25 protein-coding genes are annotated in these 22145 nt (G+C 60.6%); 10 read left to right on the top strand and 15 right to left on the bottom strand.

Features of this window, described 5'->3' with window-relative positions:
• Positions 1 to 122 precede the first annotated feature (122 nt).
• On the bottom strand, positions 123 to 1541 hold the full coding sequence (locus tag HGP14_RS17600) for a PLP-dependent aminotransferase family protein (protein ID WP_168831144.1): 1419 nt from the start codon (positions 1539 to 1541) through the stop codon (positions 123 to 125).
• A 130-nt stretch (positions 1542 to 1671) separates the two neighbouring features.
• Here HGP14_RS17600 and HGP14_RS35550 point away from each other — a divergent pair, with 130 nt between their 5' ends.
• Entirely contained in the window at positions 1672 to 1872 is a 201-nt protein-coding gene (locus HGP14_RS35550; RefSeq protein ID WP_312862144.1) for a DUF1127 domain-containing protein, read from the top strand.
• Here HGP14_RS35550 and HGP14_RS17610 read toward each other — a convergent pair whose 3' ends face one another.
• From HGP14_RS17610 to HGP14_RS17640, 7 genes are all read right to left on the bottom strand, one after another.
• Positions 1873 to 2271: a hypothetical protein gene (locus HGP14_RS17610; protein ID WP_168831146.1), complete on the bottom strand. Its 399-nt coding sequence runs from the start codon at positions 2269 to 2271 to the stop codon at positions 1873 to 1875.
• A 46-nt stretch (positions 2272 to 2317) separates the two neighbouring features.
• Positions 2318 to 2992: a phosphoribosylformylglycinamidine synthase subunit PurQ gene (gene purQ / locus HGP14_RS17615; RefSeq protein ID WP_168831147.1), complete on the bottom strand. Its 675-nt coding sequence runs from the start codon at positions 2990 to 2992 to the stop codon at positions 2318 to 2320.
• Positions 2989 to 3246, bottom strand: a complete 258-nt coding sequence (locus HGP14_RS17620) for a hypothetical protein (RefSeq protein ID WP_168831148.1) — start codon at positions 3244 to 3246, stop codon at positions 2989 to 2991. Before HGP14_RS17620 ends, purQ begins: the two co-directional genes overlap by 4 nt.
• Before the next feature lie 19 nt (positions 3247 to 3265).
• Positions 3266 to 3508, bottom strand: a complete 243-nt coding sequence (purS, locus tag HGP14_RS17625) for a phosphoribosylformylglycinamidine synthase subunit PurS (protein WP_168831149.1) — start codon at positions 3506 to 3508, stop codon at positions 3266 to 3268.
• A 29-nt stretch (positions 3509 to 3537) separates the two neighbouring features.
• Positions 3538 to 4302, bottom strand: coding sequence for a phosphoribosylaminoimidazolesuccinocarboxamide synthase (purC, locus tag HGP14_RS17630; protein ID WP_168831150.1), 765 nt, complete (start codon positions 4300 to 4302; stop codon positions 3538 to 3540).
• Positions 4303 to 4516: 214 nt separating this feature from the next.
• Positions 4517 to 6748 carry a putative bifunctional diguanylate cyclase/phosphodiesterase gene (locus HGP14_RS17635; RefSeq protein WP_168831301.1) on the bottom strand — a complete coding sequence of 744 codons (2232 nt, stop codon included), beginning with the start codon at positions 6746 to 6748 and terminating at the stop codon, positions 4517 to 4519.
• A 169-nt stretch (positions 6749 to 6917) separates the two neighbouring features.
• Positions 6918 to 7472, bottom strand: a complete 555-nt coding sequence (locus HGP14_RS17640) for an RBBP9/YdeN family alpha/beta hydrolase (protein WP_168831151.1) — start codon at positions 7470 to 7472, stop codon at positions 6918 to 6920.
• A gap of 165 nt (positions 7473 to 7637) precedes the next feature.
• Here HGP14_RS17640 and HGP14_RS17645 point away from each other — a divergent pair, with 165 nt between their 5' ends.
• Both HGP14_RS17645 and HGP14_RS17650 read left to right on the top strand, forming a co-directional pair.
• Positions 7638 to 8435: a DUF2189 domain-containing protein gene (locus HGP14_RS17645; RefSeq protein WP_168831152.1), complete on the top strand. Its 798-nt coding sequence runs from the start codon at positions 7638 to 7640 to the stop codon at positions 8433 to 8435.
• An 85-nt stretch (positions 8436 to 8520) separates the two neighbouring features.
• A complete protein-coding gene (locus HGP14_RS17650; RefSeq protein WP_168831153.1) occupies positions 8521 to 8985 on the top strand; it encodes a low affinity iron permease family protein in 465 nt (154 codons plus the stop codon).
• A 40-nt stretch (positions 8986 to 9025) separates the two neighbouring features.
• On the opposite strand, the gene purB is transcribed toward HGP14_RS17650, so the two are convergent.
• The 4 genes from purB to HGP14_RS17670 form a co-directional block, all read right to left on the bottom strand.
• Positions 9026 to 10327, bottom strand: coding sequence for an adenylosuccinate lyase (gene purB, locus HGP14_RS17655; RefSeq protein ID WP_168831154.1), 1302 nt, complete (start codon positions 10325 to 10327; stop codon positions 9026 to 9028).
• 63 nt (positions 10328 to 10390) lie between these two features.
• On the bottom strand, positions 10391 to 10876 hold the full coding sequence (locus tag HGP14_RS17660; protein WP_168831302.1) for a hypothetical protein: 486 nt from the start codon (positions 10874 to 10876) through the stop codon (positions 10391 to 10393).
• 85 nt (positions 10877 to 10961) lie between these two features.
• Entirely contained in the window at positions 10962 to 11639 is a 678-nt protein-coding gene (rpe, locus tag HGP14_RS17665; protein ID WP_168831155.1) for a ribulose-phosphate 3-epimerase, read from the bottom strand.
• 103 nt (positions 11640 to 11742) lie between these two features.
• Positions 11743 to 12822, bottom strand: a complete 1080-nt coding sequence (locus HGP14_RS17670; RefSeq protein WP_168831156.1) for an ABC transporter substrate-binding protein — start codon at positions 12820 to 12822, stop codon at positions 11743 to 11745.
• A 172-nt stretch (positions 12823 to 12994) separates the two neighbouring features.
• Between HGP14_RS17670 and HGP14_RS17675 the strand changes: the two genes are divergently transcribed.
• From HGP14_RS17675 to HGP14_RS17705, 7 genes are read left to right on the top strand one after another with little or no spacing between them, the layout of a single operon-like run.
• A complete protein-coding gene (locus tag HGP14_RS17675) occupies positions 12995 to 13489 on the top strand; it encodes a flavin reductase (RefSeq protein ID WP_168831157.1) in 495 nt (164 codons plus the stop codon).
• A gap of 21 nt (positions 13490 to 13510) precedes the next feature.
• A complete protein-coding gene (locus HGP14_RS17680) occupies positions 13511 to 14434 on the top strand; it encodes a MoxR family ATPase (protein ID WP_168831158.1) in 924 nt (307 codons plus the stop codon).
• Between the two features lie 2 nt (positions 14435 to 14436).
• The gene (locus HGP14_RS17685; RefSeq protein WP_168831159.1) at positions 14437 to 15699 is read left to right on the top strand and encodes a vWA domain-containing protein; all 1263 of its coding nucleotides are present in this window, start codon (positions 14437 to 14439) and stop codon (positions 15697 to 15699) included.
• Entirely contained in the window at positions 15696 to 16025 is a 330-nt protein-coding gene (locus tag HGP14_RS17690) for an XdhC family protein (RefSeq protein WP_168831160.1), read from the top strand. The genes HGP14_RS17685 and HGP14_RS17690 overlap by 4 nt, the downstream gene beginning before the upstream one ends.
• The gene (locus tag HGP14_RS17695) at positions 16025 to 16726 is read left to right on the top strand and encodes an XdhC family protein (RefSeq protein ID WP_168831161.1); all 702 of its coding nucleotides are present in this window, start codon (positions 16025 to 16027) and stop codon (positions 16724 to 16726) included. The genes HGP14_RS17690 and HGP14_RS17695 overlap by 1 nt, the downstream gene beginning before the upstream one ends.
• Before the next feature lies 1 nt (position 16727).
• Positions 16728 to 18362, top strand: a complete 1635-nt coding sequence (locus HGP14_RS17700) for an NTP transferase domain-containing protein (protein WP_168831162.1) — start codon at positions 16728 to 16730, stop codon at positions 18360 to 18362.
• Between the two features lie 2 nt (positions 18363 to 18364).
• The gene (locus tag HGP14_RS17705) at positions 18365 to 18682 is read left to right on the top strand and encodes a TfoX/Sxy family protein (protein WP_168831163.1); all 318 of its coding nucleotides are present in this window, start codon (positions 18365 to 18367) and stop codon (positions 18680 to 18682) included.
• On the opposite strand, the gene HGP14_RS17710 is transcribed toward HGP14_RS17705, so the two are convergent.
• The 3 genes from HGP14_RS17710 to HGP14_RS17720 form a co-directional block, all read right to left on the bottom strand.
• Positions 18683 to 19105, bottom strand: a complete 423-nt coding sequence (locus HGP14_RS17710) for an NUDIX domain-containing protein (protein ID WP_168831164.1) — start codon at positions 19103 to 19105, stop codon at positions 18683 to 18685. It abuts the gene before it with no gap.
• 7 nt (positions 19106 to 19112) lie between these two features.
• The gene (locus HGP14_RS17715; protein WP_168831165.1) at positions 19113 to 20606 is read right to left on the bottom strand and encodes a DEAD/DEAH box helicase; all 1494 of its coding nucleotides are present in this window, start codon (positions 20604 to 20606) and stop codon (positions 19113 to 19115) included.
• Between the two features lie 156 nt (positions 20607 to 20762).
• Positions 20763 to 22070 carry a M23 family metallopeptidase gene (locus HGP14_RS17720; protein ID WP_168831166.1) on the bottom strand — a complete coding sequence of 436 codons (1308 nt, stop codon included), beginning with the start codon at positions 22068 to 22070 and terminating at the stop codon, positions 20763 to 20765.
• Between the last annotated feature and the right edge of the window lie 75 nt (positions 22071 to 22145).

The raw sequence follows: 22145 nt of genomic DNA on the forward strand, positions 1-22145 counted from the left end.
GATCAAGTATCGCCATCCGCCGCTCTCCTCACTCCGCACAATGAGGAAGTGTTAGCATGAGTCGAAGCGCGATCCAGTGTGCGGTCGACGTTTTGTCTTCGTGACTCCAATTTGCCGCAGCATCAGATTTCGCCGATATACGCCGAACCGCCGCCCTCAAGAAGGCTCCGCAAAATGATCAGGCCGTTTTTAAGTTCATCCTTGCTCTTCGATGAGGAGAAGCCGATGCGCACGCGGTGATAGACCCTGTCCGCGCGGGCGACCTTGAACTCATCCTCGTCATCGACAAGCACGCCGTCGCGGAAGGCTGCGTTCTTGAAGGTACCGGACATCCAGGGGTCCGGAAGCTTCAGCCAGAGGAAGGGAACATGCGGATGCGATTCGAAATCGAAGCCATCCAGCGATTCACGAGCTAGCCGCTCGCGTGCGGCAAGCTCCGTGACGCTTGCCTTGCGCATGGCGTGCGCGCTGCCGCTTTCCACGAGACGCGCGCAAGTCTCCGCCAGAATGAACGACAAGCCCCCTGTGATCATCTTATGCGTGACCTTGATGCGTTGGGCGAAATGCGGGGGGCAGGCGACCCATCCGCCGCGGACGCCGGCAGCGACCGATTTCGAAAGCCCGTTGACGAGGAAGGTACGATCCGGCGCAAGCGAGGTAAGCAATGGTGTTTCGTCGCCGGTCATGCCGCCGTAGAGGTCGTCTTCGATGAGCCAGACGCCATGCTTGCGGGCCGTTGCCGCAATCGCCGCGCGGCGCTCGTACGGCATGGTCGCCAGCGTCGGATTGTGCGCCGTCGGCATCAGGAAGGCGAGTTTCGGATGCTGCTGGACACACAGGCGCTCGAAATCATCGGGAAGGACGCCGTTCTCATCCGAATCGACGGTGATCGTTCGCCGCCCCAGCAGGCGGGCGCTGCGGCTTACCTGCGTGTAACTCAGGTTTTCAAAGACGATCTTGTCACCGGGCGAGGACACCGCGGAAATGATGGAGATGGCTGCCGCGTGCGCGCCGAGCGTCGGAACGATATTCTCCGTCTGAGGCGTCCAGCCGTTTCGTGCCAGCCATTGCCGACCGGCCTGGAACCAGTTGCGCGGGAACTTGCGAGAGTAGGACGAGATTTCGGAAATGTTCTGCTCGCCGATCTCCGCCAGGATCTGACCGATGATCCTGCCTTGGCCGAGATCGGGTGCTGCGGTGGTGTCGAACCGGATCTTGTCCGCCGGCGCGTCGAGGACGCGTGTGCCGCCAAGCGAAATCGTCAACGGATCGGCCTGCTCGCTCGGCGGCGTCTGCGCCCGATCAAGCACATAGGTCCCGCGGCCGACTTCGCCCGCCACGAGGCCACGTTCATGAACGAGGGCATAGGCCCGGCCGACGGTGCCAATCGTCACGCCGATGTCATAGGCGAGGTTCCGCTGCGGCGGCAATTTGCTGCCTGCGGCGAGGGTGCCCGCGGCAATGGCGGATTCGATGCTATCCGCCAGACGCATATAAACCGGGCCGGAGCCGCGTGATAGATCAGGGAGCCAATTTGTCATGGTAACAATTCGATAGATTGTCACCCTTCGGCTGTCAAGGATATGAATCAATCATCAGCAACGGCACGGATTTTAGACGGCGATGTCCATCTTACCGAAGATCGACCAGAGCATTGTAACGATTGTGCCTGTGAACAAGCGGGACAAGTTGGAAGGCATCATCCGGCAGCGGACGCTGTTGGCGAGAATCCTAGAAAGGCTGTCTTCCTGGAGCGAGAAACGCCAAGGGCGCAGGGTCCTGCGGGAGATGTCGGATTGGCAATTACGCGATATCGGCCTTGAGCCCGCCGATGCAGCCAAGGAAGTCAGCAAGTCGTTCTTTTGGGATTGATCAACGGCAAGCCTTGCCGCCACCCGACCATCGGGTCACGTCGGCGGCAATGCGACCGGCTACCGGCTCGGACATCATCGGACCGAATGCCTGCAGCCGGGCAGGGTTGCCTTCGGCCTGGACAACGAGCAGCGGCCTGCCTTCCGGAGTGTTCTTATGGACGACCAGGATGCGCGGCCGGCCGGAGAAGGAAGTCAGCTCCGGCGCCAGGCGGTAGGCTGCGAAGGCAGCGTCGCCGGATTTGAACCAGCACGAATTGGCGCCGACCGCAACGCGCTCCATCGTCGACAGCGCATCGCGAGCAGGGCCCGAAGACGGCGCATGGGACTGGCACGAGGAAACCAGAAAGCCCATCGCACTGATAGTTGCGACGGTTGCGATATTCGTGGAAAGACGCATCAATCTGCTCCGGTGAACCTGTTGAGTGCGTCTTACGCGGCGAAGGTTAAGCAGCGATTACGTCGAGCGCCGAAGCAAACAGGCCGCGTCCGTCGGAACCGCCATGGGCGGCCTCGATGAGGTTTTCCGGATGCGGCATCATGCCGAGCACATTGCCCTTGGCATTCATCACGCCGGCAATATCGTTCATCGAACCATTCGGGTTGGTGCCTTCCGCATAGCGGAAAACCACCTGACCGTTGCCTTCGATCGCCGCCAGCGTTTCGGCATCCGCGAAATAGTTGCCGTCGTGGTGAGCAACCGGAGAGCGGATGATCTGGCCCTTGGCATAGGCACGGGTGAAGTCGGTATCAGCGTTGACGACTTCAAGCTTGATTTCGCGGCAGACGAACTTCAGCGAGGCGTTGCGCATCAGCGCGCCGGGCAGGAGGCCCGCTTCGACGAGGATCTGAAAGCCGTTGCAGACACCAAGTACCTTTACGCCCTTCTGAGCCTTGTCGATGATCGCCTGCATAACGGGCATGCGTGCGGCGATCGCGCCGCAGCGGAGATAGTCGCCATAGGAAAAGCCGCCCGGTATGACGATCAGGTCGACGCTATCCGGAATCTCGGTCTCAGTCTGCCAAACGGTGATCGGCGCCTTGCCGGAAATCTTGGTGAGCGCGGCGATCATGTCGCGGTCGCGATTGAGGCCCGGAAGTTGAACGACGGCTGATTTCATGGGTGCGGTTCAAACCTTGCTTGTGCTTCTGCCAATTCTCGAAGTTCGAGACGATTTTCTATGCAATCCAGGTGGTGCTCTATATGTCCAAAAGTTGCGCGGAGATTGTTCACGTCACCCTGTAGAACATGAAGCTGATTACGCAGCGTCATGTTATCAGCCCGAAGTTCACCAATCGCATGGTCAACCTTGTCGAAGCGCTGATTGAGCTTTTTAAGAAGCTCATACATCAAATCTTGGGTCACCTCGGCCATAACGCATTCTCCGCAACCTTCAGTCGAGAGAAATAGTATAGTTCTCGATCACCGTGTTGGCGAGGAGTTTCTCGCACATGGCCTTGAGGTCAGCCTCAGCCTTCGCTTTGTCGGCGCCTTCGAGCTCCAGGTCGAACACCTTGCCTTGGCGGACATGGCCGATGCCGGCGAAGCCGAGGCCGGTAAGGGCGCCTTCGATTGCCTTGCCCTGCGGATCGAGAACGCCGTTTTTCAGCGTGACGGTTACACGAGCCTTGATCACTTCTTCTTCCCTGTCTTTGACCAGAACGTTTACTTGACCAAAACGGGGCCAGTGCCGCGCACAGGCTCGTTTTCGTTGATGATGCCGAGGCGGCGCGCGACTTCGGAATAGGCTTCGAGAAGCCCGCCCATATCGCGGCGGAAACGGTCCTTGTCCATTTTCTCACGGGTTTCGATATCCCAGAGGCGGCAGGAGTCGGGCGAAATCTCATCGGCGAGGATGATGCGCATCATGTCGCCTTCAAAGAGGCGACCGCATTCGATCTTGAAATCGACAAGCTGGATACCGACGCCGAGGAAGAGGCCGGTCATGAAGTCGTTCACGCGGATCGCAAGCGCCATGATGTCGTCGAGCTCTGCCGGGTTCGCCCAGCCGAAGGCCGTGATGTGCTCTTCGGAAACCATCGGGTCGTCCAGCGCATCCGACTTGTAGTAGAACTCGATGATCGAGCGCGGCAGCACCACGCCTTCTTCGATGCCGAGGCGCTTGGCAAGCGAGCCGGCAGCGACATTGCGCACGACGATCTCTAGCGGGATCATTTCCACTTCGCGGATCAACTGCTCGCGCATGTTGAGCCGGCGGATGAAATGGGTCGGAATGCCAATCTTGTTCAGATGGCTGAAAATGTATTCCGAAATACGGTTGTTCAGAACGCCCTTGCCATCGATGACTTCATGCTTCTTCTTGTTGAAAGCCGTGGCATCGTCCTTGAAGAACTGGATCAACGTGCCGGGTTCCGGCCCCTCATATAAAATCTTGGCCTTGCCCTCGTAGATACGGCGGCGACGGTTCATTTTAATTGTTCTCTATCGTTGGCGCTCTTGGGATGGCGCAAGTGGATCGATCTCGTGGCGTCCCCATAAAGGAAAAGGGAGAGTTTCACAATGTGCCTGTCATTCCTTCCCCGGATTCCTGATATTTAGGAACGCCGCTCAAGAGAATCGAAGATTTTCTAAGACAAGTTTACAGTTTTTCGTGAACCTGTGGAATCAAAGCCGTTCTCTCCGCTTATGCGGATTTATTTGCGCGGCTGCCATTGAGCGGCTGGCGGGCGGCGCCTTTGGGGCGGCGAGAGGCGGTTTCGCCCTGCCGCCAGTGTTCTTCGCGTACAAAAGCCGGAACCTGCGAGGCCGGCATCGGCCGGGCCAATGCATAGCCCTGCAGCGTGTCGCAGCCGAGATCGCGAAGGATGCGGACATGATCCATCGTTTCGACGCCCTCGGCAGTAACGCCGATGTTCAGCGAACGGCCGATGTCGATGATCGAGCGGACAAGTTTTCTTTGCTCGGCCGATTGCGGCAGCATGCGGATCAGTTCCCGATCGATCTTGAGTCTGCGCGGGCTGAGCTTGAGCAGGCTGACGATCGAGGCGCGACCTGTCCCAAAGTCATCGATCTCGATATCTATACCAAGCTTGCGGAATTGCCGCAGATTGGCAAGGACCGCGTCATCGCAGTCGTCGAGCGATATGGATTCCAGCAGCTCAAAGGAGACGACGCCCGGTTCGATTTTCTGAGCCCGCAGCTTCTTGGCAAGGCCCGGATCGGCCAGCCGCCGTGAGGAGACATTGACCGAGATTTTCGGCGTGACGAAACCCTCCTCGGCCCAGCCGGCCCGATCGGCGAGCGCCTTTTCAAGGATAAGCGCATCGATCGTCGAAACGGCATCGAGATCTTCGGCTATCGTCAGGAAGTGGTCGGGTGCGAGCAGTCCGTGCTCCGGATGCCGCCACCTGGCGAGCGTCTCGACTCCGGCGACCTCCAGCGTGCGGGCATCGAACTGCAATTGATAGTAGGGAATGAATTCGTCGCGCTCGAGTCCCAGCAGTATCTCGTCCGATAGCCGTTTGACGGCGATGATGTTGCGGCGGGCGTCCTTTGAAAAGAACTCATGCCGATTGCGGCCTGAGGCTTTGGCCCGGTAAAGCGCAATGTCGGCATTGAGCAGCAGTTGCCTCGGGTCGAGCTCCGGGCCGCCGTCGGCGGCAATGCCGATGCTGGCGCCGAAACGGCAGTCGTGCCCCTCGTAGCGAACGGGCTTGTTGAGCTCGCGAATGATGCGGACAGCGATGTTGGAAAGCTTCTTGGACGCACTGTCGATCGTACAGAGCACGACGAACTCGTCCCCGCCAATACGGGCAACGAAATCGGTGGAGCGTACGCACCCCTTCAGCAACTTGGCTGCGTGTTTCAACATCGCATCGCCTGCACGATGACCGAGTGTGTCGTTGATCTGCTTGAAGCGATCGAGATCGATATGCAGGACCGCGAGCGTCAGGCCGTTCTCGCGGCACGTGGCGGCGCGTTCATCGAGCATGCGGTCGAGATAACGCCGGTTTGGCAAACCGGTGAGATAGTCATGAAGAGCCAGGTGTTCGATGCTTGCCCGGGCGGCTTCGAGCTCCTGATTGCGGGCTTCCGCCAGCTCCTTGGCCTTCTGCAGATCGTTGCGAAGATTGACTTCTTCGGTGACATCCCAGCTGGCGCCGACCAACTTTCGCTTGCCTTCCGCATCAAGGAAGAAGGCCGATCGGGAGCGAATGACCCGTTCGGCGCCGTCGCCTCGGATGATGCGAAACTCCTGCAGCAGACCGCGATCCTTTTCCAGGCTTTCGCTGAGGCTGTTCAGCGTGCACTCTCGATCGTCGGGATGCAGCGCCTGCTCCCATTCTTCGGCGCGCTTTATGCGTGGCGTCCCTTCGACCCCGTACATCGTCAGGAGGCGATCATCCCATTCCACCATTCCGGCCTCGAGATCGGCTTCGAAGACGCCGATCCGCGTGATTTCGAGTGCAAGATCGAGCCTGCGCGAAAGCTGTTCGAGCATTTCCTCCGATCGCTTGCGGGCAGTGATGTCCGTGTCCGTGCCTACGATGCGGGCAGGGGCGCCGCTTTCGTCCCATTCCACGCAGGCGCCGCGGCATTCGATCCAAACCCAGTGGCCCTGCCTGTGGCGTTCGCGGTATTCGAAGACGTGATAGTCCGGGTCGCCGGCGATCTGCTTCGGGATGGCTTCAATGACGTAATCGCGGTCATCGGGATGAAGAAGCGTCAGCCACTCCTCGTAGTTCCCCTGGTAATCTTCGTCCACGGGCATGCCGCGGATTTCTTTCCAGGTGTCGGAATAGTATTTGGTTCCGGTGCGATCGTTGTGATCCCAGACGCCAAGCCCGGAGCCGACGAGGGCGTAATTCCAGCGGCTCTCCCGATCGGCCAGATCGGACGGATCCCGCGCCTGCATCCGCTTTGCCGAAGCCTTGGGCTTGCTGTCAGCCTTGCTCGCGCTTTTCTTTTCTTGCTGCTTCAAACGGCGTCTCGCTGAATTTCGCGTTCTGGTAGTCTGAAGTCATTCAATAAAATAATTCTTAAGCGGGTCCCGAAATGCTGTTCAATCTTGGGATGTCCACAGGTTACGGTTTCAGCCGGCTCAAAAACTGCGCGAAGACCATCGTCCCTTCCGGCCATGGGCCATGGCCAGACTCGGCGTTGATATGGCCGGACTCGCCGGCATCGATCAAAAACGAGCCCCAGCTTGCGGCAATGTCGTCCGCGTGTTCGTAGCTGCCGAAGGGATCGTTGCGGCTCGCCACCATGATCGCAGGGAATGGCAGCGGATCGCGCGGGTAGGGGCCGAACGTCATCAAATGCTTTGGGCGGATATTCGGGTTGGTGACCTCGGGCGGCGCCACGAGAAAGGCGCCTGCCACCTTGTTCCTGAAATGCGGAATTGCATGGATCGCCGAGGGGATGCCGAGCGAATGAGCGACAAGAACGACGGGGCGCGTGGAGGCATTCACCTCCTCGGCGATGCGTGCCACCCAATCGTCGCGTACCGGCTTCGACCATTCCGCCTGCTCGACGCGCCGCGCCGTGCTGAGCTTCGCTTGCCAGCGGCTTTGCCAGTGCTCCGGACCGGAATTCGTATAGCCCGGGATGATGAGAATATCTACGTCAGACGCTTTCATGATGCCGCCGATGTGAGAAAGCTTGGCCCTTCTGTCAAGGGAAAGGCGACAACAGCCACTAAATTAGTTATCATCGCGCCATTGCCGGTTGCGGTTTCTCGGGTCGGCTGAGTTATGGCCGATGCTTTTCCGCCGCCGGTTGATCGGCTCACGGAGGAGAAAGCCATGACGGCATTTCATGTAATGACAGGAGCCGGCGAGCGCTACGCACGCCTTGCCATCAACAAAATCAGTATCTCGGACGTGTTCGACGCGCTGCGGCGCGGCATCGATGATTTTCGCGAGAAGCCTTCCCATTACGTGTTCCTGTGCCTCATGTACCCGATCGCCGGCATTTTCCTTGCGCTGGCGACATCGGATGCCAACCTCCTGCCGATAATCTTCCCGTTGATGTCGGGTTTCGCGCTGGTCGGGCCAATTGCCGCGATCGGGCTCTACGAAATCAGCCGCCGCCGCGAGGCTGGGCTCGATACTTCATGGAAACATGCGCTCGAAGTCAGGCACTCGCCGGCCTTGCCGTCCATCATCGTCGGCGGATTGCTGTTGTTCGGCTTTTTCATCGTCTGGCTGGTGGCAGCGCAGACACTTTACACGAGCTTGTTCGGAGATGTCTTCCCGCGATCGATCGGCGTGTTCCTCTCGCAGATTTTCAGCACGCCTCAGGGAATGCAGCTGATTATCTGGGGCAATCTTCTGGGCTTGGTCTTCGCCATTGTCGTCCTGGCGACCACAGTCGTCACGTTCCCCCTACTGCTTGATCGCGACGTAGGATTGGTCGCTGCGATGGCGGCTTCCATCCGCGCGACGGTCCGCAATCCGGTGCCGGTTTTCCTATGGGGCCTCATTGTCGCGGCAGCGCTCGTCATCGGCACGATCCCGCTTTTTGTGGGCCTGGCACTGGTGATGCCTATCCTCGGGCACGCGACATGGCATCTCTACAGAAAGCTGGTTGCGCCGGCCTGACAGGAAATGCATTCTGCACGTTTGCCTAATGGAACCTGAAAACCTCCTTCCAAGTTACTTAACAGTGCTTTGAGGGAGGTTTTTCATGGGAACGCCGCAGCACGTCTTTGCGCGCTTCGCCACTAAGGTATCGGAATGGGCGGGCAAGCCGGTGATCTTTGTCCTGGCGCTCGTGGCAGTTGTTATCTGGGCTGTCCTCGGCCCGGTCTTCGACTATTCGGAAACATGGCAGCTGGTCATCAATACCGGCACCACGATCGTAACCTTCCTGATGGTTTTCGTGCTGCAGAACGCGCAGACGCGCGACACGCGGGCGATCCAGGCGAAGCTCAACGAGATCATCCTGACAAGCCAGGCCGAGAACCGCTTCATCGGTATCGAACATCTCGATGAAGAGGATCTGGAGCATCTGGATCGACTCGTCGCGAAAGCTGCGAAGGGACAGGCTCAGACGGCGGTGAGCCGCGTGCGGCAACAAGACGAAGGAAACGGCAAGAGATCGCAGAACGGCAAGCGTCCTGGCTTATCGAAATCACGAAGGCAGAAATGAAAACGGCGCCATCGGCGCCGTTTTATGCATGGCGTCAGGATTAACCGAAAACGCGTTTGAAGATCGTGTCGACGTGCTTGGTGTGGTAGCCGAGGTCGAACTTCTCACGGATATCTTCCTCGGACAGTGCCGCGCGGACTTCCTCGTCGGCGAGCAGTTCTTCAAGAAAGTCCTTGCCCTGTTCCCAGACCTTCATGGCATTCCGCTGCACGAGGCGGTAGGCATCCTCGCGGGAAACCCCGGCCTGCGTCAGCGCCAGCAGCACCCGCTGGGAATGCACGAGACCGCGGAACTTGTTGAGGTTCTTCTCCATGTTCTCGGGATAAATGACGAGCTTTTCAACCACTCCCGCGAGGCGGTTCAAGGCAAAATCCAGCGTAACCGTCGTATCCGGGCCAATGGCCCGCTCGACGCTCGAATGGCTGATGTCCCGCTCATGCCACAGCGCCACGTTTTCCAGCGCCGGAACGACCGACATGCGCACCAGGCGGGCAAGGCCGGTCAGGTTTTCCGTGAGAACCGGATTGCGCTTGTGCGGCATGGCTGATGAGCCTTTCTGGCCGGGCGAGAAGAATTCCTCGGCCTCCAGAACCTCTGTGCGCTGCATGTGACGGATTTCGATCGCCACGTTTTCGATCGAGGAGGCGATGACGCCGAGCGTGGCGAAGAACATCGCATGGCGGTCGCGCGGAATGACCTGGGTTGAAACCGGCTCCGGCGTCAGGCCGAGCTTTGCGCAGACATGCTCCTCGACGCGCGGGTCGATGTTGGCGAAGGTACCGACAGCACCGGAGATCGCACCGGTGGCGATTTCGGCGCGCGCGGCGACGAGGCGAGCGCGGTTGCGGTCCATCTCGGCGTAGAAGCGGGCGAGGGTGAGCCCCATGGTGGTCGGCTCGGCGTGGATGCCATGGCTGCGGCCAATACGAATGGTGTCCTTGTGCTCGAAGGCGCGCGCCTTGAGGGCGGCGAGCACGCGGTCCATGTCGGCGAGCAGGATGTCGGCGGCGCGCACCAGCTGGATGTTGAGCGTCGTGTCGAGCACGTCGGACGATGTCATGCCCTGATGCACGAAGCGGCTGTCCGGCCCAACGAATTCGGCGAGATGGGTCAGAAACGCGATGACGTCATGCTTCGTGACGGCTTCGATCTCGTCGATGCGGGCCACGTCGAAGTTTGCGGCGTTGCCTTTTTCCCAGATGGTCTTTGCCGCCGACTTCGGTATGACGCCGAGTTCGGCGAGAGCATCGCAGGCATGGGCTTCGATCTCGAACCAGATGCGGAACTTGGTTTCGGGCGACCAGATGGCGACCATCTCTGGGCGGGAGTAACGCGGGATCATGGCTCACTGCTTTCGTTGAGAGGAAATTTTCTGGCGCCCCTGTACCAAAGACGGGCGGCAATCTCAACGCATGCGTCGTGCCAGCGCGTAGCTGGTCGCAAGCAGGCAGACGAGGCCGAGGGGCAGGAAGAGCCGCATGCCAAGCACCAGGAACTGATAGACCGAGCTCGCGCCCGTGACCATGAACTGGAACATCCATGTGAGGCTACCGAAGGGCGCGTGCCAGCGTGAGTAGAAGTAGCGGTAGTCCATGGAAAAGAGAAATGCCGTCATCAGCATCGTGCCCGCCGTCAGGCAGACGAAGAAAGCGGCAAATCGCGTTTCGATGCGGCGCCGATGGGCAAAGAAGCGGGCGAGCGGCAGCATGAACGGCCAGGATAAAAGTCCCCCGGCAAAATAAAGAACCGCCAATTCGATCGCGTGGTGCGTCTCCAGGCGGTTGCGCAGAAAAAGGGCCGTCACCGCCGACGCCATCATCATGAGGCCCCAGAGTGCTGCGCCGCCGAGCAGATCGGGATAAGGCGGTATGGCAGCGCGTATCCGGCCCATCGTCAGCAATGAACCCGACTTTTGGCCGCAGCTCTCGATCGCATGCCACACAGACCTGCCGGACGGGCGACCGATCGGCGTAGTGTCATGAACGGCCGGCCTCCGCAGCGCTGCGCAGCTCGCTGATGGTGGACCGGTAAGCTTCGATGGAGCCGCCTTTGAAGATCGCCGAGCCGGCGACGAGCACGTTGGCGCCCGCCTTGGCGATCATCGGCGCGGTTTCGACCGCAACGCCGCCATCCACTTCGAGTTCGATCGGCCTGTCACCGATCAGGGACTTGGCGGCGGCAATCTTCTGGGTCATTGCCGGAATGAACTTCTGGCCGCCGAAGCCGGGATTCACAGACATGATGAGGACGAGGTCGACATCGTCGAGGACGTTCTCGATTGCCGAAAGCGGCGTTGCCGGATTGATCGTCACGCCGGCCAGCTTGCCCAGGTTGCGGATCGTCTGCAGCGAGCGATGCAGATGCGGACCTGCTTCGGCATGAACGGTGATGCGGTCGCAGCCCGCCTTGGCAAAGGCTTCCAGATAAGGGTCGGCCGGAGAAATCATCAGATGGCAGTCGAAGGTCGCCTCCGTGTAGGAGCGCAGCGACTTGATGACGTCAGCGCCGAAGGAAATGTTCGGGACGAAATGGCCATCCATGACATCGAGGTGGACCCAGTCCGCGCCCGCCGCGACGACGTCGCGCACTTCCTGGCCGAGCTTTGCAAAGTCCGCGGCAAGAATGGAGGGCGCGATCCGGATCGGCAGGGTCATGAAACTCTCTTTCTCGTCAGGCAATTCGCGGCCATTTAGCAGGGCGCGGCCAATCGGGCAACAGCATGCCAGTCATCAGTAAACTCCGCATAGGCGGCTTATTCTAATCTTGAAGGGCTGGAACGCGAAATGCACCATCACGCCACTCCAGCAGCCTGTAAGGGTTGTCGGAAAGCTCGTGGCCGGCGGTGAACGACAGATCGCCGAGCGGCGTCTGGAAGGTCGTGCTGATAAGCTTCTCGGCGATTGGCTTTCCTTCAGCCACGGCCGCTGTTGCCGCCTGCTGCGCGATCGCTGCGGCGGCAGCCGCGGGAAGGACGTAGCCTTCAGGCTCGATGCCCTGCGCCCGCAATGCCTTTACCGCGGTTTCTGCCGCGGGAGCGTCGGCATATTCCGGTATTGTCACGGCCCGCACTCCATCCCTCATGGCTATGGGCTGGTTTGCGGCGCGCATCGCATCCCCACCCAGGATGTCGAGCGGAATTTTTTCCGCTGTGGCATCGCGGGCAATGACTGCGACGTCGGCGCGATCGCCGCCGATGAAAACCTTGGTCGCTCCGGCTCTCTTCAGGCGGCGGACGAGGGCGATCTGCTGCTCCTGACCCGGACGGTAAGTGTCGGTGAAGACCGGCTTCAGCCCCTTTTCCTCGAGCGCATTTCTGACGGCCTCGGTCAACTCACGGCCATGGATGGTGCCATCCTCGATGAGTGCGATCGGGTCCGCCGCCCAATCGCGGAGGATTACTTCGATAATGCGTGCAGCTTCGGCGCCATCGGGCGGCGCCAGGCGAAACAGCGGCCAGCCGTTCTTCAATGCATCCTCCATCAGGATGCGGGCGCGCACCGAGACGGTGATTGCCGGGATATTGGCTTCCTTCAGTTTCGGCAGCGCCCCTTCGAGCGTCTCGCTACAGAGAAAGCCGATCGCGACCTGCACCTTGGCGTTCACCAGCGCATCGGCAATCCCGCCGCCGCTGTTTTCCTCGCAAGGTTCGTTGATTGTGATAACTGTATTGCCGTCCTTGGTGATCTGATAGTTTGCCCCGGCAAAGACCTGCGCACCGAGCTGTTGAAGGCTTCCGCTCTGGGGAGCGACGACGCCGATCGTGACACCTGCGGCATGGCTTTCCGCCGCTGCAAGAAACAGCATCGAAAAAGCAGCTATGCCACGCAGAATGTTCATGAAAATCGACGGCTCCCTTTCGTGCTTCATGTTCTTTTATCTGCCCGGAGGTAATCGTCAAAGAAAAACAGGCAAATACGCCGTATTTCGTCGGCTTCGTTGTAGAAAAGATAACGGATGACCTCCATATTAGCGGCACAGGAACAAGCGGCGGGGCCGCAGGAGACCATATTTGCTAAGCAGGCAGCCGATCGATCCGCAGCTTTATCGCGATGCCATGAGTCGCTTTGGTGGTCATGTGCAACTTGCGACGACGGCGCTCGGCGAGGCACGGCGTGGGGTTACGATCACCGCGGCCTGCTCGGTCTCCGATAGCCCGGCCTGCGTGCTTGCCTGCCTCAACAATAGCAACCCGAAGAACGAGATCTTTTTCCGGAGCGGCATTTTCGCGCTGAACACGCTTGGTGCGCATCATCAGGCGCTCGCGGACGCGTTCTCAGGACGCACGCCGATGAACGACGAGGAGCGGTTTGCGACCGGCAAATTCGGCAAGCTCGTCACCGGCGCCCCCGTGCTCTGGGATGCGCTTGCCTCGTTCGATTGCAGGGTCATGGAGATCAAGGAGATGTCGACCCACCACATCATTTTCGGTGAGGTCGTGGGTGTGCATTTCAACGAAACAAAACCGGCCCTGCTCTATATGAACCGGGACTATCACACGCTATAACTCCCCTGAAACGGAGGAGAAATGCCTGATCATTCGCTGCCGCCTGCGTCCATCGACGAGACGATTGCCATGCTGGCTACGCAGGACTATCTGGCAGGCAGGTCGCTCGCGACGGTTCTTTTTCTTGCCTTGAAGATGAAGCGGCCGCTGTTTCTCGAAGGAGAGGCTGGCGTCGGCAAGACCGAGATAGCAAAGGTTCTTTCGAAGGCGCTCGATCGTCCGCTCATCCGGCTGCAGTGCTACGAAGGCCTTGATATCGCGTCCGCCGTCTACGAGTGGAACTATCCGGCCCAGATGCTGGAGATCAGGCTTGCCGAAGCCTCGGGCCTGACCGACCGCGGCCGTATCGAGTCCGATATCTTTTCCGAGCGCTATCTCATCCGCCGCCCCGTTCTGCAGGCGCTTTCCTCCGCCGACGGCCGTGCACCTGTTTTCCTGATCGACGAGCTCGATCGCACCGATGAGGCGTTCGAGGCCTTTCTGCTGGAGGTGCTTTCGGATTTCCAGGTGACGATACCAGAACTCGGCACCGTCAAGGCGGCCGAGCCGCCGATCGTCATCATCACAACGAACCGGACACGCGAAGTGCACGACGCGCTCAAGCGCCGCTGCCTCTACCATTGGGTCGATTATCCGCAAGCGGCGCAGGAACTGGAAATCATCCGCCGGAAGGTCCCTGGCTGCAATGAGGCTCTCTCGCAGCAGATCGTGGCCTACGTGCAGAAACTGCGCACGCTCGACCTTTTCAAGAATCCCGGCGTCGCCGAGACAATCGACTGGGCGACCGCGCTGACTGAGCTCGATCGTCTGGCGCTCGATCCGGATACGATCTCCGACACGATCGGCACGCTGCTCAAATACCAGGACGACATTGCTCGTATCCAGGGCAGCGAAGGGGCTCGTGTCCTTAACGACGTCAAGGACGAGCTCAGGGCGACGGCTTAGATATGGAAACGCAACCAGCGCAGGATGCTGTCGTGGTTCCGCCGGTGCCGCCGGGCGAGGGGCGGTTTGCCGATAACATCGTCTTCTTTGCCCGAACCCTCCGCAAGGCCGGCCTCAAGATCGGTCCGGCTTCCATTGCCGATGCGATCGAGGCCGTCGAGGCGATCGGCATGGGATCGCGCGAGGAATTCCACGCGGCGCTCTTTTCCATTTTCGTCAAACGGCACGAGGACAAGCCCGTTTTCGACGAAGCTTTCCGGCTTTTCTGGCGTTCCCGCGATTTGGTGGAGAAGATGATCGCCATGATGTCGCCGCGCGCGCCGGACAACCGCGAAAAGGAAAAGGCGAAAGCGGGCGAAACGCGCGTCAGCGATGCGCTTCTGGGTGATCAGCGCGGCAACAAGCCTCCGCGTGAGGAGCCGGATATCGAAATCGATGCGCGCTTTACCACTTCGGGCAACGAGGTGTTTCGCCGAATGGACTTCGCGCAGATGTCGGCGCCCGAAATTGCGCTGGCGAAGAAAGAGCTGAGCCGGCTGCAATTGTCGCTCGACACCGTCCGGACACGGCGGTTCAGGCCATCGCACGTTCACCGGTTGGTCGATCCTCGCGCTACGATGCGCTCGGCGCTGCGCACCGGCGGCTCACTGATCCTGCCGCGCTATCGCGAACAGAAGGAAATCCGGCCGCCCTTGGTGGTTCTTGCGGATATCTCCGGCTCGATGAGCCAGTACACCCGCATCTTCCTGCATTTCCTCCACGCGCTGACCGAGCGTCGCCGCCGCGTCCACACATTTCTCTTCGGAACACGGCTCACCAATGTCACCCGGCAGATGCGCCACAAGGATCCGGACGAAGCGCTGGACGAATGCGCTGCCGCCGTGAAGGACTGGTCGGGCGGCACGCGCATCGGCGAAACGTTGAAGGATTTCAACCGGCTGTGGGCGCGCCGGGTGCTCGGGCAGGGCGCGCTGGTGCTGTTGATCACCGACGGGCTAGAGCGTGAAGGCATCGAACTGCTCTCGGCGGAGATCGACCGACTGCACCGATCCTGCCGGCGGCTGATCTGGCTTAATCCGCTTTTGCGTTTCGAGGGGTTCGAGCCTCGGGCGCGCGGCGTGCGCGCGATGCTGCCGCATGTTGACGAATTCCGCCCGGTTCACAATCTATCATCTTTGAGCGACCTTGCTGCGGCGCTTGGTACGGGTAATTCGTCAACATATGATCCGCGGCGCTATCTCGACAGAATGAGAGGCTTGGCATGAGCGAGTCATCTTACGGTCTCGATCCGCTGATGAAGGCGGAGGAGTGGAAGAAGAGCGGCCGCGATGTGGCTGTCGCGACTGTGATCGAAACCTGGGGATCGGCGCCGCGTCCGGTCGGAAGCCATCTGGTGATCGACGGCGAGGGCAATTTCGAGGGTTCGGTTTCCGGCGGCTGCGTCGAAGGCGCGGTCATCGCGGAAGCGATGGACGTGATCGGCGACGGCAAGGCAAAGCTGCTGGAATTCGGCGTCGCCGACGAGACCGCCTGGCGCGTCGGGCTATCCTGCGGCGGCCGCATCCGCGTCTTTGTCGAGAGGCTCGGCTGATGGATCTTGTCAATCTGGAACGGTTGAATGCGGGCCGCCGGGCGCGCAAGGCCGTCATGCTGGTGACGGACATGGAGCGTGGAACGGATCGCGTGATCGTCGAAGGCGGGCCGGTCGATGCTGCGCTGAGCGAGGCGGTGGCAGCGACGTTCCGCTCCGGCAAATCGGGGACCTGCGAGATCGATGAGGCGAGATACTTTCTGAACGTGCATCTGCCGCCGCCGCATATCGTCATCATAGGCGCAGTGCATATCAGCCAGGTTCTGGCGCAGATGGCGGCTCTTGCAGGTTTCGATGTGCGCATCATCGATCCGCGGACGGCCTTCGCCACCCCGGAGCGTTTCGCCGGCATAGATTTGGTAGCCGACTGGCCGGTCGATGTTTTGAAGGATCGTCCGCTCGATGCCTACACCGCCGTCGTCGCAGTTACGCACGATCCGAAAATCGATGACTTTCCGATTGCTGAGGCGCTCAGAACCGGCTGCTTCTATGTCGGCGCGCTCGGCAGCCGCAAGACCCACGGCTCGCGTCTCGAGCGACTCCGGATGGAAGGTTTTTCCGACGGCGAGCTGGCGAGGATCAACGGCCCGATCGGGCTTAATATCGGCGCATCCAGTCCTGCAGAAATAGCCGTCGCGATTCTGGGGCAAATCATTCAGGCGTTGCGCTCTCGCGACGTAACGTCTCCGAAAGGTGACTAGCATGATCTTCGGTGAGTTCAGTGTCGAAAGTGCCGAAGGGCTTGTCCTCGCCCATTCCATCAAGATGGCCGGCGGAGCCTTGCGGAAAGGCCATGTGGTTGAAGCTGCGGACATCGAGCAACTGAAGAGTTCTGGCATCGAAAAGATTGTTGCCGCTCGCCTGGAGGACGGTGATCTCGACGAGGACGAAGCTGCGGCCCGTCTCGGGCAGGCGATTGCACCCGATCACCTCAGCTTTTCCGAGGCCGCGACCGGCCGCGTCAACATCCATGCGGCCGTCGACGGCCTGTTCGCGGCGAACCGCGAGGCTGTCGATCGGCTGAACCGCATCGATCCGGCGATCACGCTCGCCTGTCTTGCCGACCATACGCGCATCAGCGCGGGCGACATGGTGGCGACCTTCAAGATCATCCCACTGGCGGTCCCGGGCGCCAAGGTCGATGCTGCCTGTGCGGAACTTCGCGCGAATTCGCCCTTCGAAGTCAAGCCGTTTGTCGAATACGCGGTTTCCCTCATCGCGACCGAATTGTCCTCGCTGAAGGTCTCCGTGATGGACAAGACTGCGCGCATATTGGAGCGGCGCCTGGAGGGGTCCGGCAACCGGCTCCTGCGGGAACGACGGGTGCCGCACGAGACCAAGGCGCTCGCCGCATCGATCAAGGACGTGATGGCGATTTCCGAGCTGGCGCCGAAGCTGGTGATCGTCTTCGGAGCGTCGGCTGTCATCGACGAGGCGGATGTCATTCCACAGGCGATACGCGAGGCGGGCGGGAATATTCTCAGCGTCGGCATGCCGGTCGATCCGGGGAACCTGATGGTTCTCGGCCGCATCGGGGCAACGTATGTGGTCGGCGCTCCGGGCTGTGCTCGCAGCCCGAAGGAGAACGGTTTCGACTGGGTTCTCGATCGCATTCTGGCCGGCGAGCGGCCGGGTGCGCGCGAAGTGACGGGCATGGGCGTTGGAGGCCTGCTGATGGAGATACAATCACGACCGCAGCCGCGCGACGTGCCTGCCGCAAAGCGCGCGGCCGCTTCGGTCGCCATTGTCCTGCTGGCGGCCGGCCGCGCGCGCCGGATGGGCGAAGCCGGCCAGCACAAACTGCTTGCGGAGTTCGATGGGGTGCCGCTGGTCCGCCGCTGTGCATCCGTTGCCATCGCTAGCAAGACAGGCTCGGTCATCGTCGTGACGGGGCACCGGAATAGCGAAATCGAAGCCGCGCTTGAAGGCCTCAACGTGAAGCCCGTCTTCAACGCCGATTACACGTCAGGCATGGCAAGTTCGCTCGCGGCCGGCTTTGCGGATGCTCATGCGGGCGACGCCGACGGCATTCTCGTCATGCTCGCGGATATGCCGGGTGTTTCGACTACGGATCTCGATAGTTTGATCGACGCATTCGAGCGGGCAGACGGGCGGGTAATCGTTCGCGCTGTTGCGCAGGGAAAACGCGGAAATCCGGTTATCCTGCCGCGATCGCTCTATCAGGCGGTGCTTGCGCTCGAGGGAGACGTCGGGGCGCGTCACATCATCGAAGCGGCAGGACTTCCTGTCATCGATGTCGATATAGGCGAGGGCGCGCATCTTGACGTGGATACCCCCGAGGCCGTTGTCGCTGCGGGCGGCATTTTGAAGGAATAGCAATGGACGCCGCTGGCATAGAGGAAATGTTCCAGGGTCTCGGTCCCGTGACGATCAGGCGCATGTTCGGCGGCAAAGGCATCTATCACCTCGGCCGTATCGTGGCGGTCGAAGTCGGCGGAGAGGTGCTGCTCAAGGCCGATGCCGAAAGCGCGCCGGAATTTGCTGCCGCCGGTTCCAGCCAATGGTTCTACGAGGGGAAGAAAGGCAATCCTGTAAAGATGCCTTATTGGTCGGTCCCCGAGGCTGCCTATGACGATCCCGATGAGATGGCGAAGTGGGTGCGGCTTGCCTATGAGGCGGCGTTGCGGGCGGAATGACTAGCGGAAGTCGGTTTCGCTGAGAGTGGCAATCGCGGCCTTTGTGAAAGCCGAAAGCGGTTGCGGCAGGTCATGGCGGCCGAACCAACCGAAATCGGAAAGTTTGTCGGGTTCAGTCAGTTGCGGTTCCCCCTCGACATCTCGCGCTACGTAAAGGAGTGAAATCCAGTGCTGGCGGTCTGCCTCGATAATCTGCTCGGTCGGTTCTAGCAATTCGACGTGGCCGATCTTCAGCCCGGTCTCTTCCTCGGCCTCGCGGCGGGCGGCTTGTTCGGCCGGCTCCATATGATCGACCTTGCCGCCGACGATATTCCAGAAGCCGGCTTCGGGCGGAAGCATGCGCTTGTAGAGCAGGATCTTGCCGTCGCGCAAAATCACCAGGCCTACGCCGAGGCCCGGAAAATCGATGCCGGGCTTGCCCATCGAGAGATCAGATCTTGGCGTTTGCCGCGATCAGCATGAAGGCGGGAATATCGTCGCCGAAGCCGACCGGCGTCGGGCCGTCGTCGTGGTCGCGATAGCGGCGGCGTTCGCGAACGTCGTCGTTCGCCGGATAGGGCCGGGTGTTGCGCGCGGTGTTTTGCGGCTTCTGGTCTGCTTTGCGCTCTTGCTTCACGCTTTCGGCCCTTGCTGGTGCTGCTTCGATGGTTTCGGCGGCATTATCCTCGGCGCCGATATCAGATTTATGACCCCGGCGATCCTTGCCGCGGCCACGGTCCCTGTCGCTGCGATCCCGGCTGCCCTTGCGGCGCGCGCGGTCGTCCTCGCGGCCCGGCTCGGGCGGCGGAAGAGCAGTAAGGTCGCCATTTAGCCATTCGACCTTCTCGCCGATCAGCTTTTCGATCGCGTCGGCGTGTTTCTGGTCACGACCGGTGACAATGGTGAAGGCAGCGCCGGAACGGCCCGCGCGACCGGTGCGGCCGATGCGGTGCACGTAGTCCTCGGAATGGATCGGCACATCGAAGTTGAAGACGTGGCTGACATCCGGAATGTCGAGGCCGCGGGCGGCGACATCGGATGCGACGAGCAGTTGCAGCTGCCCATCACGGAAGTTCTGTAGCATGGTCGTGCGCGAGCGCTGGTCCATGTCGCCATGGAGAGCGCCGACGGAGAAGCCGTGGCGTTCCAGCGAGCGGAAGAGGTCGGCCACGTCCTTCTTGCGGTTGCAGAAGATGATCGCGTTCTTCAACTCTTCCTGTGCGCGGATCAGATCGCGCAGCGCAGCGCGCTTCTCGTAGTCCTTGCCGTGCGCGGCGACGAAACGCTGCGTGATGTTCTTGGCGGCGGATGCCGGCTTGGCGACTTCGATGCGTTCCGGATTCTGCAGGAAGCGGTCGGCGAGCTTCTGGATTTCCGGCGGCATGGTCGCCGAGAAGAACAGGGTCTGGCGCGTGAAGGGGATGAGCTTTGCGATGCGCTCGATATCTGGAATGAAGCCCATGTCGAGCATACGGTCGGCCTCGTCGATGACGAGGATTTCGACGCCGCTCATCAGCAGCTTTCCGCGCTCGAAATGGTCGAGCAGCCGGCCGGGCGTGCAGATCAGAACGTCTGCTCCGCGCTCAAGCTTGCGGTCCTGGTCTTCGAACGACACGCCGCCGATCAGGAGCGCGACGTTCAAGCGGTGGTTCTTGCCGTATTTTTCGAAGTTTTCCGCGACCTGCGCGGCGAGTTCGCGCGTCGGCTCGAGGATCAGCGTGCGCGGCATGCGGGCGCGGGCGCGACCCTTTTCCAGCAGCGACAACATCGGTAGCACGAAGGACGCGGTTTTGCCCGTACCCGTCTGCGCAATCCCGCAGATATCGCGGCGCTGCAGGGCGAACGGGATTGCGCCCGCCTGAATAGGAGTAGGGGTCGTGTAGCCGGCGTCGGTAACGGCGGAAAGCACTTTTTGGCTCAGGCCAAGATCAGCAAATGTCGTCAAAGGGAAAACTATTTCCGTTCAGGTTCGGCCAAACTCCGGTGAGTCGGCGGAATTGCATGCCGCAATGCAGCGCGACATAGTCCCAAACGGCTTGCAAGTCAAGGAATACGGCAACTGCAACCTGTGTGCAGGTAAAGCGATGGTTACTTCATTTGGTTATTTGATGTAACTCGCGAGTTTTAGCCCGGCATTCATGAAATACATGGGGTCTACGGCGCGGCCATTCTGGCGGACCTCGTAGTGCAGGTGCGTGCCTGTCGAACGCCCGGTGCTTCCCGCAAGACCGATCACCCCGGACCGCTCAACCGTGTCTCCGGCTTTCACCAAAATCTGCGACATGTGGCCGTAGCGAGTGGAGATGCCATTGCCATGATCGATCTCGACCATGTTGCCGTAACCGCCCGTCCAGCCCGCGCTGAGGACCTTGCCAGGCGCCGCCGCGCGAACCTTTTCACCGGGAGCGAACCGGAAATCGATGCCGGAGTGAAGCGCGAGCCGGCCTAGAAACGGATCGCGCCGGTTGCCGAACGGACTGGTGATTTCCTTGCCGGCCGCCGGAGTGCCAAAGGGGAGCGATTGCGCCGTGCTGCGCACCGCCTCAAATCGCGTCAGAGCAGTGTCGAGCTGTGCAAGGGAATTGTTGAAGTCGTCGTCGCTTTCCGGTTCGATGTAGGGCCCGCCGACAGCGCTGTCGTCTGCAGCTTTGGCGAGTGCCTGCTCCGGAACGGCGATATCGAAGCGGGTCAGGATTTTCTCGATGTTGTTGGCAGCGTCGCCCGCATCGGCGGTGAGCTGGTCCACACGGGCGCGTTGCTGCTCCTCGATGCCCTTCAGCGTCAGCGTAACCTTCGAAAACAAGCGGTCGGCACGGTCGCCGGCAGTTTCACGCGCAGGTACATAGGCGAGCGTAGAATTGTCGGGTGTGGCGTCGGCGGGTTCGTCCCTGCCTGCCAGAAGTTTGTCGATCGCTGCGGCTCCGGCTGAAAGCGACGCGCGCTTGTCCTTTATCTCGGGTGCGTAGGATTGAACTGGAACTGCCTCATCCTTCTGCGTCAGCCCGGAATTTTCGGCGCGGTCGAACAGGGAGCCGAGCTTTCCGTTGCGTGACGTGAGCGCCATCTGTTGCTCCAGGAGCTTGTCGACCTTGTCTTCAACCACCTGCTGGTCGAGCAGCTGACGCGAGGTCACGCGATCGACCTGTGCGCGAAGAGCAGCGATACGGTCTTCATAATCATGCTGCATGCGGGCCTGGCGGGCCATAGTCGCGCCGATCAGGTCGTCGCGAAGGACAAGATAGGACGTGGCAAGGAGATAACCGATGACAAAGACGCCGCCGAAGCAGAAGGCGAGGGCGGCCATCCACGGCTTTATGGTCGCATGGCGCACCTTATCGCCACTGGCGAGAATGAGGATATGCTCCTGCGAACGCTTGCCGAATACGCGACTATGCTGTGCATGCGTCACGGAGAATCTCCCGATTGGTCGCCCGCGCTTAGGTCAGGAGATGATTACACACGGTTATGGTTAATAACGCCTTAG

This window comes from Rhizobium sp. P32RR-XVIII (assembly GCF_012641395.1).
GTDB lineage: Bacteria > Pseudomonadota > Alphaproteobacteria > Rhizobiales > Rhizobiaceae > Rhizobium.

Coding starts and splice junctions, on each gene's coding strand:
- HGP14_RS17600 (WP_168831144.1), bottom strand. CDS start 1,541: ATGACAAATTGGCTCCCTGATCTATCACGCGGCTCCGGCCCGGTTTAT.
- HGP14_RS17610 (WP_168831146.1), bottom strand. CDS start 2,271: ATGCGTCTTTCCACGAATATCGCAACCGTCGCAACTATCAGTGCGATG.
- purQ (WP_168831147.1), bottom strand. CDS start 2,992: ATGAAATCAGCCGTCGTTCAACTTCCGGGCCTCAATCGCGACCGCGAC.
- HGP14_RS17620 (WP_168831148.1), bottom strand. CDS start 3,246: ATGGCCGAGGTGACCCAAGATTTGATGTATGAGCTTCTTAAAAAGCTC.
- purC (WP_168831150.1), bottom strand. CDS start 4,302: ATGAACCGTCGCCGCCGTATCTACGAGGGCAAGGCCAAGATTTTATAT.
- HGP14_RS17635 (WP_168831301.1), bottom strand. CDS start 6,748: ATGCAGGCGCGGGATCCGTCCGATCTGGCCGATCGGGAGAGCCGCTGG.
- HGP14_RS17640 (WP_168831151.1), bottom strand. CDS start 7,472: ATGAAAGCGTCTGACGTAGATATTCTCATCATCCCGGGCTATACGAAT.
- HGP14_RS17645 (WP_168831152.1), top strand. CDS start 7,638: ATGACGGCATTTCATGTAATGACAGGAGCCGGCGAGCGCTACGCACGC.
- HGP14_RS17650 (WP_168831153.1), top strand. CDS start 8,521: ATGGGAACGCCGCAGCACGTCTTTGCGCGCTTCGCCACTAAGGTATCG.
- purB (WP_168831154.1), bottom strand. CDS start 10,327: ATGATCCCGCGTTACTCCCGCCCAGAGATGGTCGCCATCTGGTCGCCC.
- HGP14_RS17660 (WP_168831302.1), bottom strand. CDS start 10,876: ATGGGCCGGATACGCGCTGCCATACCGCCTTATCCCGATCTGCTCGGC.
- rpe (WP_168831155.1), bottom strand. CDS start 11,639: ATGACCCTGCCGATCCGGATCGCGCCCTCCATTCTTGCCGCGGACTTT.
- HGP14_RS17670 (WP_168831156.1), bottom strand. CDS start 12,822: ATGAACATTCTGCGTGGCATAGCTGCTTTTTCGATGCTGTTTCTTGCA.
- HGP14_RS17680 (WP_168831158.1), top strand. CDS start 13,511: ATGCCTGATCATTCGCTGCCGCCTGCGTCCATCGACGAGACGATTGCC.
- HGP14_RS17685 (WP_168831159.1), top strand. CDS start 14,437: ATGGAAACGCAACCAGCGCAGGATGCTGTCGTGGTTCCGCCGGTGCCG.
- HGP14_RS17690 (WP_168831160.1), top strand. CDS start 15,696: ATGAGCGAGTCATCTTACGGTCTCGATCCGCTGATGAAGGCGGAGGAG.
- HGP14_RS17695 (WP_168831161.1), top strand. CDS start 16,025: ATGGATCTTGTCAATCTGGAACGGTTGAATGCGGGCCGCCGGGCGCGC.
- HGP14_RS17700 (WP_168831162.1), top strand. CDS start 16,728: ATGATCTTCGGTGAGTTCAGTGTCGAAAGTGCCGAAGGGCTTGTCCTC.
- HGP14_RS17705 (WP_168831163.1), top strand. CDS start 18,365: ATGGACGCCGCTGGCATAGAGGAAATGTTCCAGGGTCTCGGTCCCGTG.
- HGP14_RS17710 (WP_168831164.1), bottom strand. CDS start 19,105: ATGGGCAAGCCCGGCATCGATTTTCCGGGCCTCGGCGTAGGCCTGGTG.